This window comes from Kribbella sp. HUAS MG21, from assembly GCF_040254265.1.
Classification (GTDB): domain Bacteria; phylum Actinomycetota; class Actinomycetes; order Propionibacteriales; family Kribbellaceae; genus Kribbella.
The window spans coordinates 4,035,131-4,048,036 of sequence record NZ_CP158165.1; the positions used below are offsets into that span (position 1 = coordinate 4,035,131).

Consider the following 12,906-nt stretch of genomic DNA (forward strand, 5'->3'; position numbering starts at 1 on the left):
ACCCCTAGCGACGAATTTCTGCAGGCGGGTGGGGTTCCCATCCGGTGCTGTGGAGGTTGTCGTGACGAGGGATTTTCGGTGGTTGCTGGTCGGGCAGACGACCAGTCAGTTCGGCGCTCAGGTCAGTGGCGTGGCGATTCCGCTGCTGGCGGTGCTGTCCTTGGGAGCCACGCCGTTCGAACTGGGGCTGGTGTCGGCGGCCGGGACGATCGGGTTCGCGCTGATCGGGTTGCCGGCCGGCGCGTGGGTCGATCGGCGGGCGCGGCGGCCGCTGCTGGTGGCCAGCGATCTGGCGCGTGCGGTGTTGCTCGCGTCGGTTCCGGTCGCTGCGGTCTTCGGCGTGCTGACTCTTACGCAGTTGATTGTCGTGTCGTTGCTGGCCGGGCTCGCGCGGGTGTTCTTCGACGTCGGGTATCAGACGTACCTGCCGGCGGTGGTGGGACCGGACCGGTTGCTGGCCGGGAACTCCGCGCTGGAGACGATCCGGGCGTCCGGGCAGGTCGCGGGTCCCGGGATCGGCGGCTGGCTGGTGACGGTGCTCGGTGCGGCGAACGTCGTACTGATCCAGGCGGTGACGTTCGCGGTGTCGGCGGCGTCGCTGCTGGCGATCCGCGCCCGGGAGGACGTCGTACGGCGTGCCGATCGCGGGCTGTGGCTCGAGATCCGTGAGGGGCTCGGGTACGTGGTCCGGCATCGCGCGCTCCGGGCGATCGCGGTGACGAGCGCGGTGAACAACTTCGCGTTCGCGATCGCGTCGGCGGTGAACGTGCTGTTCCTGGTACGGACGTTGGGGTTGTCGCCGACGTGGATCGGGATCGTGCTCGCGGTGGGCTCGGTGGCGGCGATGGCCGGGGCCGCGGTGACTCCGCGGCTGGCGCGACGGTTCGGCGCTGAGCGGATCATCTGGCTCGCGCTCGCGGTCACCGGGCCGCTCGCTCTGCTCGGTCCGCTGGCGCGGCCGGGGTGGCTCGTCGTACTCATCGTGATCAGTACGGCGGTCGGCGAGCTGGGGCAGATCGTGTACGCGATCAGCAACGTGACGTGGCGGCAGCGGGCCGTTCCCGATCACCTGTTGGGCCGGGTGAACGCGACGATGCGTTTCCTGCTGATGGGATTGTTTCCGCTCGGCGCGCTGCTCGGCGGCACCTTGGGAGCGCTGCTCGGAACGCGCGTCACACTGCTGGTTTCCGGGGTGCTGATCCTGGCTTCCTGGCTGCCGGTGTACGTCGTCAGGTCGGCACTCGTCAGGTGATTTCCTGGCGGAGGAAATCGCTGGCCGAGCGCGGCACGATGCCGCGGGCGCGGAGCGGCTCGTCGGTCCAGGTCGCGTCGTGCAGGGACTGCAGCAGCCCGGCGCCGAGGACCGAGGCGACACCGTCGTTCCGGCGCTTGAGGAGGCGCATCGCGAGCCGCGCGACGGGGGCGGGCAGCCGCTGGACCTTGACGCGGCGGTGCGCGAACCCGGACGCGATCGTGGCCGCCTCGTTGCGGCTGATCGCCTCCGGCCCGCCGACCTCGATCAGCTCGGGCGGGTCGGGCTCGGTCGCGACTGCTGCGACGAGGGCGGCGATGTCGTCCGTGGCGACGTACCGCTGCTTGGCGTCGCCGCGGCCGATGACGGACACCTTGCCGTTGGCCACGTCGAACCGTCCGATCGGGCCGAGATGGATCTCCTGGAACGCGTCCGGCCGTACGACGACGCGCTGCAGGCCGGAGTGCCGGAGCCGGTCCTCGACCGCCGCCTTCGCTTCCTCGAGCGGTGTGCCGAGCCCGGCGTCCACCCCGGCGTACGAGACGTAGACGAACCGCCGGACGCCGGCCTGCTCCGCGGCGTCGACCAGCGACAGCATGCCGAGCCCGTCCACCTCCCGGATCGACGGGCCGGGTCGGCCGGCCAGGCGCCGGCCGATCGCTGTCGCGGTCGCGACCACGGTGTCGACGTCCTGGCAGGCCGCGCGCAGACTCGCGGGATCCGTCAGGTCGCCTCGGACGGTCTCCACCCCGAGCCCGCTTCCGTCGCCGCGCACCGTCTCCACGGCGAGACCGCTTGCTTCGTCGCGCACCAGGCAGCGCACCTGATGGCCTTGCCCCGCGAGCAACCGGACGACGCGTCCGCCCAGGTCCCCCGTACCGCCGACCACCAGCAACATGGCCCCCACCCCCTGACCCCGACAGTGATCCGGTTTTCCGTCGCCAGCAAGGGCTCGGACGGCGGAAATCCACAGGCGGGACGCGCGGGTCCGATGGGATAGTGCTGGCATGCAACGGCCAGTCACTGTGCACGACCTCGTCGACGGACTGCGGCAGTTGGGACTCGGCCGTTCCTCGAACGTGATCGTGCACTCGTCGCTCAGCTCTTTCGGCCACGTCGACGGCGGCGCGGAGGCGGTGTGCACGGCACTGACCGAGGTCTGCGGGACCGTGCTGATGCCGGCCGGCACCTGGGATCTCACCGGGCTCCCCGCGCCGCCCGGGCTGGTGCGGCCGGACAACGCTTTCTGGAACGCGGAAAACTGGCCGGACTTCGACGAAAAGGTGTCGCAGGCAACGAGTTTCCGGCGCGACCTGCCGGTCGACCGCTGGCTCGGAACGATTCCGGAAACGTTCCGGCAGACCTGCGCGCCGTTGCGCACCGGGCATCCGCTGTTCTCCTACCAGGCGGCCGGTCCGGACGCGGAACGGATCCTGGCGGCACAGCGCCCGGACTGGCCGCTCGGCCCGATCGAGGCGCTCGACGGCGACGTCCTGCTGCTCGGCGTCGACCACACCTCGAACACCGCGATCCACGTCGCCGAGCAGCACCTCGGCCGCTCCCGCTTCTACCGCTACGCGAAAGCCGCCGACGGCCTGTGGACCGAACTCCCCAACATCCCCGGAGCGAGCCACCACTTCGATGCCGTCGAGCCGGTGCTCCGCCCGGTCACCAAGGAGGTCCGGATCGGGCAGGCCCGGGTACGGCGCGTTGCGACCCGGGCCGTGCTGTCCGCGACCCGCGACCTCGTCGAGGCCGACCCGACCGCACTGCTCTGCACCGACGACCCCACCTGCCGCTGCAGGGCCGCCCTCCAACAACGCCTGACAGCAATTGACAGCGTTACCTGAGCTGCTTGGTGAACATCAACGTCGCGGAGTCGTCGTTCCGGATCGTTTCCATTGGCGGCACCTGCCGGCCGTCGTACACCAGGCCCCGTCCGTCGGGGACGTAACCGCGGCGGACGTACAGCCGCTGCGCCTGCCCGTAGTCCGGGTACAGCCCGACCCCGATCCCGACGACCGGGGACCGCTCCGCGACCTTCGCCTCGGCCGCGTCCATCAACGCCGACCCGATCCCGCGCCGCCGCAGCGCCGGCAGCACGTTGAAGTCCTGGATCTCCGGCATCCCCTCGAAGGGCTCGTACGGCGACTCCCACCGCACGGTGACGTAGCCGGCGTACTCGCCGTCGAGCGTCGCGACCAGGACGTCCCGCGTCCCGTCCCGCTGCTCGGCCAGGTACTTCTCGTACTGCGCCACCGGCTTGTCCCACCCGAGCGCGCCGAGCGCCGCCGAGATCACTTCCGGATCGTCATCCCGCAACGGCCGGATCTCCAACCCGTCAACCATCGAGCCTCCCAGAGAATCCCGGCGAGCCTAGCCGCGGGCGCCGGTGCAGGTCGCCCGAATTACGGGCGACCTGCGGCCGGGTGTCACCGAGCGGCGCGCGCCGCCTGCTCGATGACGGCCGTGACGGGGCCGGGATCGGTCAGCAGGCCGAGGTGCCCGGTCGAGATCCTGGTGACGGTGGATCCGGCGCGGGTGGCCATGAACTGCTGGGCGGTGGGCGTGATGATCAGGTCCCGGGTGCCGAGGACGTACCAGGACGGGATCGTCGCCCACGCCGGCGGCCCGGACGGGGTGAACCCGGCGCTCAGGGTGAGCGGCCGCTGCGCGGGATACAGCTTCTCGGCCTGGCTCCGCGGCACGCCGGAGGCGAACGACGTCACGAAGGTGTCGTGCTTCAGGTAGAGGTCGACGTCCCCGGCCGGCGCCCCCGGGTACGGAACGAAGTCGAAAACGGTTTCCGGCGGCACCGCGAGGGCGGAGTCGGCACCCGCGAGCGGGAAGATCACTTCGCCCTCCGCGGGCGCGAACGCGTCGACGTACACCAGCGCCTTGACGTTCGGGTTACCCGTCGCCGCGTTGGTGACGACCGCGCCGCCGTACGAGTGCCCGACCAGGACGATCGGCCCGGACAGCGTGGACAGGAAATCGCGGATCGTGGCGGCGTCGGTGGTCAGGTTGCGCAACGGGTTCGGCGGTACCCGGACCTGGTAGCCGTCGTCGATCAGCCGGCTGGTGACCCTGGCCCAGCTCGACCCGTCGGCCCACGCGCCGTGCACCAGCACGACGGTCGGCCGCGGGCCGTGCCGGTACGACGCCGCGGCGGGCGTCACGGCCGCGACCAGGAGCGCCAGGACGACGCCCAGTACTGCGAGAAAACGTGTTCTGCGGTGTTGCATCGGTACTCCTAGGACCGGAAGAACTCGAGCAGGTCGGCGTTGACCACGTCGGGGTGCGTCGTGGGCAGGCCGTGCGGGAGGTCCTTGTACGTCTTCAGGACCCCGTTCTTGAGCAGCGCGGCGGACTTCGGGCCGGAATCGGCGTACGGCACGATCTGGTCGTCCTCGCTGTGCACCACGAGGACTGGAATCGTGATCTTGCCCAGGTCCTCGGTGAAGTCGGTCTGCGAGAACGCGACGATGCCGTCGTAGTGGGCCTTCGCGCCGCCCATCATGCCCTGGCGCCACCAGTTCGCGACGATCGCCTCGGACGGCTCGGCACCGGGGCGGTTGAAGCCGTAGAACGGGCCGGCCGCGAGGTCCCGGTAGAACCCCGAGCGGTTGGCCGCGAGCTGTGCCTGGAGGTCGTCGAAGACCGCCTTCGGCAGCCCCTCCGGGTTCGCGTCCGTCCGCACCATCAGCGGCGGCACCGCACAGAGCAGCGCGCCCTTGGCGGCCCGCTGCTCGCCGTGCCGGGCCAGGTAGTGCGTGACCTCCCCGCCGCCGGTCGAGTGACCGACGTGCAGGCAGTCGCGCAGGTCGAGGTGGTCGACGACCGCCTTCAGGTCGTCGGCGTAGTGGTCCATGTCGTGCCCGTCGCCGGTCTGCGTCGACCTGCCGTGCCCACGGCGGTCGTGCGCGACGACGCGGTAGCCCTTCGACAGGAAGAACAACAGTTGGTTGTCCCAGTCGTCGGCCGACAGCGGCCACCCGTGACTGAACACGACCGGCTGCCCGGTCCCCCAGTCCTTGTAGAAGATCTCGGTACCGTCCGCGGTCCTGATCGTCCCCACGTGAACCCCCTTGCTGAAGGGCCGGCCTCTGTGCCGGCCGCTTGTCAAGCTAGTCGGCTCGCGCTCGCGGAAGGAGGGATTGCCGGCGCAACCACGCGCGGACCACGCGACCCGGCACGCGAACCACGGACCGAACCACGAATTCCGCATAGAGGACAGAAACTGACCGCTATGCCTTCTAGAGTTCTCGGCATGACAACAAACGAGCAGAGCCTGACCGGTGAGCGCGCCGACATCCTGGAGTTCCTCGGCAAGCACCGGTACTTCCTGCGGCACACCGCGCGGGAGCTGACCGACGAGCAGGCGCGCACCCGCAGCACGATCAGCGAGCTCACGATCGGCGGGCTGATCAAGCACGTCAGCGCGACCGAGCAGCACTGGGCCGAGTTCGCGCAGGGCAAGAGCGAGGCGACGCCGCCCGAGTTCACGCCCGAGATGATGGCCCAGTGGCAGGACCAGTTCCGGCTCACCGAGGACGAGACGCTCGCCGACGTGCTGGCGGCGTACGAGAAGGTCGCCGCCGCCACCGACGACCTGGTCCGCACGCTCGACCTGGACGCCAGCTACGAGCTCCCCGCCGCTCCGTGGCAGCCGCCGGGTGTTTTCTGGACCGTCCGCCGGGTGTTCCTGCACATCGCCGCCGAGACCGCGCAGCACGCCGGCCACGCCGACATCATCCGCGAAGCCATCGACGGCCAGAAGACCATGGGCTGACCCACCATGGGCTGACCCACCATGGGCTGACCCACCATGGGTTGACCCAACAAACCGGGCGCCAGGACCCCTCGCGGGTCCTGGCGCCCTGTCGTGTTCGCAACCTTCTCAGCAGCTGATGCATCAAGACCGGTAAGGGGAAGTGAGACCTCGGTGAGCTGACCGCCCCCGCGGATCCCGTGGGCGCCCGAGGTACGGCGTACAACTCGTGCGCCAGTCCGGTCAGGAAGGCCGTCGCCGGCGCCCGGCGACGGTGGGGGAGAGGCACAACTTCATGCGATTCAGGGCAACGGCCGTGGTGGCCGTGGGGATCGCTGTTGTCCTGCTGGGGGCAGAAACAGCAACCGGAGGAAGTCGTACGCCGGCCGAGGAGCCCGGCATCCAGATCGTCCCGGGGCCGGAGGAGCCGGGCGAGTCCCAGTTCGTGCCGGGCGCGAGCAACGTCGTACCGCCGACGGCCGCGCCCGCGACGGACATCGGCGCGGACCAGTTCCAGACGCTGGCGGCGCCGTTCTACGCGTGTCCGGGGTTCAGCGGGATCGAGAAGACCAACCCGTTGGTGAACCTGTACGCCGACAAGTTCGCCTGGGGACCCTACGCGCCGTACAAGGTCGGTAACGGCGGCGGCAACATCAACTGGTCGCTGAACCCGTACCGGAACGCCAGTTGGTACATGTGGTTCCACTCGCTGCGCTGGCTCGGTCACGCCATCATTGCCGGCGGCAAGGGTGATCTGACCGCGCTCACCCGGGCCAACACGATCGCGTACGACTGGTACCGCGACAACCCGTACTCGTGGAAGGGCAACATCGGCGCGTGGGAGTCCACCATGCACCGGACGAACGTCCTGATCTGCCTACGCCAGGCGATCCTCACCGGACTCAAGGTGACCACGGTCCCGACCCGGTACGCGTGGGTGAACGCGGCGCTGCTGAGTCACGCGCGGTTCCTCACCAACTACTGGAGCGGCGCGTGGAACCACGGCACCGACGAGAGCATCGCGCTGTTCGGCGTCGGCTGCACGCTGGGCCGCACCGACTACAAGAACCTCGCCGTCCAACGGCTCAAGGCCGGGATCACCACGTCGATCGATTCCCAGGGGTCGACCAACGAACAGTCGACCGGGTACGCCGCCTTCAACTACTCGCTGTGGGGCCGCGCGGCGGCGGTGCTGCAGAACTGCGGGGTGTCACCCGGTACGACGATCGCGACCCGGCGCGCGCTGCTCGCGAAATGGCTGACGCTGGCGACGAACTCGCTCGGCAAGCTGCACCAGCTCGGTGACACCGAGGAGCGGGCGACGTACCCGTGGAGCGGTACGCCGATGGAGTACGCCGGGTCGCTGGGGACGCGTGGCACCGTCCCGTTGTGGCGGGTCGGGGTCTACTCCGCCGGCTACGTGTTCGGGCGGACCGGGTGGGGGACCGACCCGGCGCGTGGCTTCCGGGGTGAGTCGACGTACAGCATCAGGTACGGTCCGGCGCGCGCGTTCCACGGGCACCTCGACCACACGAGCATCACGTACACGGCGCGCGGCCGGGACATCGTGATCGACGGCGGGTACGCCGCCTACAACGCCGGCGCGTTCCGCACGTGGTCCGTCAGCCCCTACGCGCACAGCGTGCTGACGACGCCGACGACGCCGTACCTGAACCCCGCGACCCGGCTGACCGCGTACGCGGTGAAGTCGAACGCGGAATCGTACGTCTTCGCCGACGCGCCCGGCAGCGGGATCAGCCGGGTGCGGTCCGTACTGGTGCTGAAAAACCCGGACCTGCTGGTGGTGTGGGACCGCGCGTCGGCGCGCACCGCCCAGGCGTTCCAGACCCTGTGGCACCTGCCGTCGGACCAACGCGCGACCGTCTACTCCCGCACGACCGCGATCGCGATGGCGCCCCGGGACACCACGAAGACGATCGTCTTCCAGATCCCCTTCAAACAAGCGCTCCCACCAGGCGCGCTCCTGGTCAAGCAGGCCCAGACGAACCCGATCCAGGGCTGGCACTACCCGAGCAGCTTCGTCCGCAGATCCGCCCCCACGCTCCTCATGGCCCGCTCCGGCCGATCGGCGTCGATCCTGTCCTTCGTGGTCCCGGTCCGCGCCACCGGCACAGTCACCTACTCCATCCGCCAATCCGGCACCACCTTCATCGTCACCCTCAACGTAGGAGGCACCCGAACCGCCATAGCCATCTCCGGCGGCGGCTCGCTCTACCGCGCCGGCTGAACCATGATCCTCAGCCACGGGGAGGTCTCATTCGTGGGGATGATGAGGTTCGGGGTGGGGGGTTAGGGTAGCCTCACCTGTGTGATCGTCTGCCACTGTGAGGTCGTCAGCGACCGGGACGTCGTCGAGAGCATCGACGCCGGGGCCCGGACGCTTGCGCAGGTGTGCCTGGCGACCGGGGCCGGGCGGAACTGTGGGGGCTGCGTCTTCTCTGTGAAGCGCCTGTTGTGCCAGCATGGGAGGTCGGTCTCGGCAACTCCGCTCACGGAGGTGGCAGGTGCAACCGGTTAATCCACGTGTCGTCGAACTCCTCAACGCGGCGCTGACTCTCGAGCTGACCGTCATCAACGGGTACTTCCTGGAAGCCAGGATGCTCGACAACTGGGGCTTCCGGCGCCTCGGCAAGGCCTTCTACGACCTCTCGATCGACGAGATGAAGGACGCCGACGCGCTGATCAACCGGATCCTGTTGTTCGACGGCCACCCGAATCTGCAGAAGCTCGGCGCGGTCACGGTCGGCGAGGACGCCCCCGAGATGCTGCGGCTGGGCATGGAGAGCGAGCACGCCGCGGTGGCCCAGTTCAACGCCGCGGCCCAAGGGTGCCACGACCTCGGCGACCACGGCACCGCGGCTGTCTTCGAGGAGATGGTTCGCGACGAGGAACGCCACGTCGACTGGTTCGAATCCCAACTGGACGCCATCGAACGGATCGGCGCCCAGCAGTACCTCGCCCAACAACTGGAACCAGGCAACGCACCAGGCTGAACCGACCGCGTGGACAGAAATGACGAGCGCGGAGGCGTGCGAGGTGTCAGGATGCCGGCATGGTTGTGCGTGCGCTGAGTTTCGGGACGGTGGCGGAGGCGTACGAGCGGTTCCGGCCTGGGTATCCGGCGGAAGTGCTCGATCTGGTGGTGGCCTACGCCGGTAGGCCGATCCGCACCGCGCTCGAGATCGGCGCCGGGACAGGTAAGGCGACGCGCCTGTTCGCGCAGGCAGGAATCGAGGTCACGGCGACGGACCCCGACGCAGCCATGCTGGCGGAGCTGCGCAAACACGTGCCGGCACACGTCACCACCGTGCAAGCCGCCTTCGAGGACCTGCCGCTGGATACGTCGTACGACCTGGTCTATTCGGCTGCCGCGCTTCATTGGACGAATCCTGAAGGCCGCTGGGACCGCATGGCCGCACTGGTACGGCCGGGTGGCGTGTTCGCCTCGTTCGCCGCACCGACCCAGCTGGCCGACCCGGACCTCCAGCAGGCCGTCCGCGCGGCGCGTGCGCCGTACCTCGAGGACGACGGCGTCCCGTCGCCCGACGGCACACCCGCGGATCGCCCGATGCAGTGGCCCGGCACAGAGCTCCAGCAGTCCGACTGGTTCACCGACGTACGGCAGGCCGTGATCGAACGGCGCCTCACGATCAGCGCCCAGGACTACATCGGCCACCTGTCAACAGTCTCGGCGTACGTGATGCTCAACCCCACCGACCGCGACGAGGCCTTCCGCCGAATCCTGCAGGTCCTCCCCGGAACCGTGGAACTGGACGCCCAGCTCCACGCCCACCTCGCCCGCCGCGGCCACTAACGCGAGACGGCCCCCACCAACTGGTGAGGGCCGCCTTCAGATTCAGGCCGGGAACGGTACGCCGGTGTTGCTGTGGCAGCGGTAGCCGTTGGGGTTTTTGTGGAGGTACTGCTGGTGGTAGTCCTCGGCGTAGAAGAAGGTGGTGGCGGGGGCTATTTCGGTGGTGATGTCGTCGTAGCCGAGGGGCTTGATGACGGGGGCGTAGAGGTCGCGGGTGCGTTCGGCCTCGGCGCGCTGGGCGTCGGTGGTGTAGTAGATCGCCGAGCGGTACTGCGAACCGAGGTCGTTGCCCTGGCGCATGCCCTGGGTCGGGTCGTGGGTCTCCCAGAACACCTTCAGCAGGTCGGTGAAGGTCGTCTTCGTGGGGTCGTAGACGACCCGGACGGCCTCCGCGTGCCCGGTGCGGCCGGTGCAGACCTCTTCGTACGTCGGGTTCGGGGTGTAACCGCCCGCGTACCCGACGGCGGTGGTGTACACGCCGGGCTGCTGCCAGAAGATCTCCTCGGTGCCCCAGAAACACCCGGTGCCGAACCAGACCTCCTCGAACCCCTCGGGCGCGGCGGCGGTCTGCGGGGTGTGCAGGACGATGTTCTCGTCGGGGACGGTGAAACCGGGGGTGGGCCGGCCGGGGAGCGCGGCCTCCGGCTCGACCATGGCGGTGTTGCGGGTGAAGAACGACATTCTCACGCCTCTCGCAGTCTGACTTTCATAGTCTCTCAACGCCGGATGTAAGGCGAACCTTCCCCACGCCCCTTACGGCACGATGACACGCACCGACCTCCAGACCATCACAATCGCCCGGACAGCGCCGCTGCCCGCGGGCGGCCGGTCGGCGGGGCCGATTGTGATGGCCTGGGTGTCGGCGTCAGGCGATCATCACCCCAGCCCGCCGCGCGGGGGAGCCTGTGGTCAGGGAGGCGTACGACGCGGCGACGCGCTGCACGCCCTCGCGCAGCTCGTCCTCGGCGAGCGTGAACGGCAATCGGATGAACGACTCCAGACCACCGTCGGGCGAGAACCGGGACCCGGAAACCAGCAGCGCCCCGTTCCGCTGTGCCACTCCGACCAGACTCGACCCAACAGGCTCCGGCAGTTCGCACCACAGCGACAACCCGCCGCCCGGCAGCCGGAACCGCCACGACGGCAGCTCGGCGGCGACCGCCGCGGCCAGCGCGTCCCGGCGGCGCGCGAGCGAGGCGCGGCGTTCGGGCAGGATCGTCGACCGCTGCCGCAGCAGGTCCGCGACCACCAGCTGCTCCAGCACCGGCGCCCCGAGGTCCATCGACGCCCGCGCGTCCAGGACCCGCGCCACCAGCGGCTCCGGCACCCGCATCCACCCGATCCGCAGCCCGCCCCAGAACGACTTGCTCACCGACCCGACCGTGATCACCCCGTCGGGGTCGTACGCCGCGAACGGCGGCGGCATCTCCTGCCCGTCCAGCGACAGCTCGAGCAAGGTCTCGTCGACGATCGCCGTCGTCCGGGACCGCGCGAACGCCCGCGCCAGCCGCTGCCGGTCCGCGGCCGGCATCAGAAAACCGGTCGGGTTCTGGAAGTCCGCCACCAGCCACGCCGCCCGCGGCGCCGTCTGCCGAATGGTTGCTTCCAGCAACGGAAGGTCCCAGCCCCCGGGCGACATCGGTACGGCGACCACCCGGCAGCCGCTGCGCCGGATCGCGTCCACGGAGTTCGGGTGCGTCGGGCTCTCGGTGAGCACCCGGTCGCCGATCTGCGTGATCGCCCGGACCGCGATCGACGTCGCGGCCAGCGCCCCGGCGGTGACGATGATCTGGTCCGCGGACGTCGGCAGCCCGCGATCGCAGTACGCCGCCGCGATCTCGGAGCGCAGTACCGGGAGACCCTGCGGGTGGTACCCGGGCGTCGCCAGGTGCTGCGGCAGGTCGGCCGCGGCCGACGCCACCACCGTACTGATCCCCTGGACCGCGGACGGCGCCGCGCAGGTGAAGTCGTACAGCCCGTCGGTGTCGATCCCCGGCGCGTGGTGCCGCCCGAGTTCCGGCTCGACCTTCGACGGCAGTGCCGTCACGCTGCCCGAGCCCCGCCGGCTCGTCAGGTACCCGTTGTCCCGCAGTTCGCGGTACGCCGACGCCACCGTCGTCCGGCTGACGCCGAGCGCGTCCGTCAGCTCCCGCTCGCTCGGCAGCCGCGAGCCGGGCATGATCCGGCCGTCCGCGATCAGCAGCCGCAGCCGCTCGGCGAGCAGCCGGTACGCCGGACCGGAGCCGTCGGCCCACTCGTCGAGCAGGCCGGTCAAAGTGCTGGCGGGGAGATACCGGGCGCGCATGCAGTCCACTATCGCGCAATTGGCTATCGAACACCAGGCCACTTGCTCGTGACACTGGAGAACGTGACCGCCACCTCCGATGCCCCGCCGCGCCAGCTCGCGCCACTGAATCCGATCCAGCAGCTGAAAGCAGGCCACCTGCCCCGCCGCCTGGTCCAGCTGTACGTAGGCCTGGCCTTGTACGGCGCGTCGATGGGCCTGATGATCCGCGGCGAGCTCGGCCTGGACCCGTGGGACGTCTTCCACTCCGGGATCACCGAGCACATCCCGCTGAGCTTCGGCACGGTCGTGATCGTGGTCAGCTTCGTCGTCCTGCTCGTCTGGATCCCGCTGCGCCAGTGGCCCGGCCTCGGCACGATCAGCAACGCGATCGTGATCGGCCTGGTCACCGACCTGACGCTGGCGCTGGTCGACCGCCCGGACGCGCTCTGGCTGCGGATCGTGTTCATGCTGGCCGGTGTCGTCCTGAACGCGCTGGCCGGTGCGATGTACATCGGCGCGCAGTTCGGCCCCGGTCCGCGCGACGGCCTGATGACGGGCTTGGTGCGTCGTACCGGCCTGAGCGTCCGGCTGGTCCGTACGTCGCTCGAGCTGACCGTGCTCGCGACCGGTTTCGCCCTCGGCGGTGCGGTCGGCGTCGGCACCGTCGTCTACGCGCTCGCGATCGGCCCGCTCGTCCACATCCTGCTGCCGATCTTCACCGTCCGTCTGAAGGGCCACTAGACAACGGGTCCCGGACCAGG

At 69.8% G+C, this 12,906-nt stretch carries 14 protein-coding genes; 8 read left to right on the forward strand and 6 right to left on the reverse strand.

Features of this window, described 5'->3' with window-relative positions; genetic code table 11:
- Window positions 1–61 precede the first annotated feature (61 nt).
- Window positions 62–1,252, forward strand: a complete 1,191-nt coding sequence (locus ABN611_RS19895) for an MFS transporter (protein WP_350281394.1) — start codon at window positions 62–64, stop codon at window positions 1,250–1,252.
- Here ABN611_RS19895 and ABN611_RS19900 read toward each other — a convergent pair.
- Window positions 1,245–2,150, reverse strand: coding sequence for an SDR family oxidoreductase (locus tag ABN611_RS19900; RefSeq protein ID WP_350281395.1), 906 nt, complete (start codon window positions 2,148–2,150; stop codon window positions 1,245–1,247). The genes ABN611_RS19895 and ABN611_RS19900 overlap by 8 nt on opposite strands.
- A gap of 109 nt (window positions 2,151–2,259) precedes the next feature.
- Here ABN611_RS19900 and ABN611_RS19905 point away from each other — a divergent pair, with 109 nt between their 5' ends.
- Window positions 2,260–3,102: an AAC(3) family N-acetyltransferase gene (locus ABN611_RS19905; RefSeq protein ID WP_350281396.1), complete on the forward strand. Its 843-nt coding sequence runs from the start codon at window positions 2,260–2,262 to the stop codon at window positions 3,100–3,102.
- Here the strand turns inward: ABN611_RS19905 and ABN611_RS19910 are convergent.
- From ABN611_RS19910 to ABN611_RS19920, 3 genes are all read right to left on the reverse strand, one after another.
- Window positions 3,095–3,601 carry a GNAT family N-acetyltransferase gene (locus ABN611_RS19910; RefSeq protein ID WP_350281397.1) on the reverse strand — a complete coding sequence of 169 codons (507 nt, stop codon included), beginning with the start codon at window positions 3,599–3,601 and terminating at the stop codon, window positions 3,095–3,097. The genes ABN611_RS19905 and ABN611_RS19910 overlap by 8 nt on opposite strands.
- An 83-nt stretch (window positions 3,602–3,684) precedes the next feature.
- Window positions 3,685–4,497: an alpha/beta hydrolase gene (locus ABN611_RS19915; RefSeq protein ID WP_350281398.1), complete on the reverse strand. Its 813-nt coding sequence runs from the start codon at window positions 4,495–4,497 to the stop codon at window positions 3,685–3,687.
- Window positions 4,498–4,505: 8 nt separating this feature from the next.
- Window positions 4,506–5,330, reverse strand: a complete 825-nt coding sequence (locus ABN611_RS19920; RefSeq protein ID WP_350281399.1) for an alpha/beta hydrolase — start codon at window positions 5,328–5,330, stop codon at window positions 4,506–4,508.
- A gap of 192 nt (window positions 5,331–5,522) precedes the next feature.
- Between ABN611_RS19920 and ABN611_RS19925 the strand changes: the two genes are divergently transcribed.
- From ABN611_RS19925 to ABN611_RS19945, 5 genes are all read left to right on the forward strand, one after another.
- A complete protein-coding gene (locus tag ABN611_RS19925; RefSeq protein WP_350281400.1) occupies window positions 5,523–6,044 on the forward strand; it encodes a DinB family protein in 522 nt (173 codons plus the stop codon).
- Between the two features lie 274 nt (window positions 6,045–6,318).
- Entirely contained in the window at window positions 6,319–8,271 is a 1,953-nt protein-coding gene (locus ABN611_RS19930) for a heparinase II/III family protein (RefSeq protein WP_350281401.1), read from the forward strand.
- Window positions 8,272–8,352: 81 nt separating this feature from the next.
- Window positions 8,353–8,562: a (2Fe-2S)-binding protein gene (locus ABN611_RS19935; RefSeq protein ID WP_350281402.1), complete on the forward strand. Its 210-nt coding sequence runs from the start codon at window positions 8,353–8,355 to the stop codon at window positions 8,560–8,562.
- Window positions 8,549–9,037 (forward strand): bacterioferritin, encoded by a 489-nt coding sequence (gene bfr / locus ABN611_RS19940; protein WP_350281403.1) that lies wholly within the window; start codon window positions 8,549–8,551, stop codon window positions 9,035–9,037. Before ABN611_RS19935 ends, bfr begins: the two co-directional genes overlap by 14 nt.
- A gap of 59 nt (window positions 9,038–9,096) precedes the next feature.
- A complete protein-coding gene (locus ABN611_RS19945) occupies window positions 9,097–9,858 on the forward strand; it encodes a class I SAM-dependent methyltransferase (RefSeq protein WP_350281404.1) in 762 nt (253 codons plus the stop codon).
- A gap of 42 nt (window positions 9,859–9,900) precedes the next feature.
- Here ABN611_RS19945 and msrA read toward each other — a convergent pair whose 3' ends face one another.
- Together msrA and ABN611_RS19955 are read right to left on the reverse strand one after the other, a co-directional pair.
- Window positions 9,901–10,539, reverse strand: coding sequence for a peptide-methionine (S)-S-oxide reductase MsrA (gene msrA / locus ABN611_RS19950; RefSeq protein ID WP_350281660.1), 639 nt, complete (start codon window positions 10,537–10,539; stop codon window positions 9,901–9,903).
- 184 nt (window positions 10,540–10,723) lie between these two features.
- Entirely contained in the window at window positions 10,724–12,163 is a 1,440-nt protein-coding gene (locus ABN611_RS19955; protein WP_350281405.1) for a PLP-dependent aminotransferase family protein, read from the reverse strand.
- A 63-nt stretch (window positions 12,164–12,226) separates the two neighbouring features.
- Here ABN611_RS19955 and ABN611_RS19960 point away from each other — a divergent pair, with 63 nt between their 5' ends.
- Window positions 12,227–12,886, forward strand: a complete 660-nt coding sequence (locus ABN611_RS19960; protein ID WP_350281406.1) for a hypothetical protein — start codon at window positions 12,227–12,229, stop codon at window positions 12,884–12,886.
- The last annotated feature ends 20 nt before the right edge of the window (window positions 12,887–12,906 follow it).

Bases quoted from the DNA above. Each gene is read 5' to 3' on its own strand.
- ABN611_RS19900 (WP_350281395.1), bottom strand. From the start codon at position 2,150: ATGTTGCTGGTGGTCGGCGGTACGGGGGACCTGGGCGGACGCGTCGTC.
- ABN611_RS19945 (WP_350281404.1), top strand. From the start codon at position 9,097: ATGGTTGTGCGTGCGCTGAGTTTCGGGACGGTGGCGGAGGCGTACGAG.
- ABN611_RS19955 (WP_350281405.1), bottom strand. From the start codon at position 12,163: ATGCGCGCCCGGTATCTCCCCGCCAGCACTTTGACCGGCCTGCTCGAC.
- ABN611_RS19910 (WP_350281397.1), bottom strand. From the start codon at position 3,601: ATGGTTGACGGGTTGGAGATCCGGCCGTTGCGGGATGACGATCCGGAA.
- ABN611_RS19930 (WP_350281401.1), top strand. From the start codon at position 6,319: ATGCGATTCAGGGCAACGGCCGTGGTGGCCGTGGGGATCGCTGTTGTC.
- ABN611_RS19915 (WP_350281398.1), bottom strand. From the start codon at position 4,497: ATGCAACACCGCAGAACACGTTTTCTCGCAGTACTGGGCGTCGTCCTG.
- msrA (WP_350281660.1), bottom strand. From the start codon at position 10,539: ATGTCGTTCTTCACCCGCAACACCGCCATGGTCGAGCCGGAGGCCGCG.
- ABN611_RS19925 (WP_350281400.1), top strand. From the start codon at position 5,523: ATGACAACAAACGAGCAGAGCCTGACCGGTGAGCGCGCCGACATCCTG.
- ABN611_RS19905 (WP_350281396.1), top strand. From the start codon at position 2,260: ATGCAACGGCCAGTCACTGTGCACGACCTCGTCGACGGACTGCGGCAG.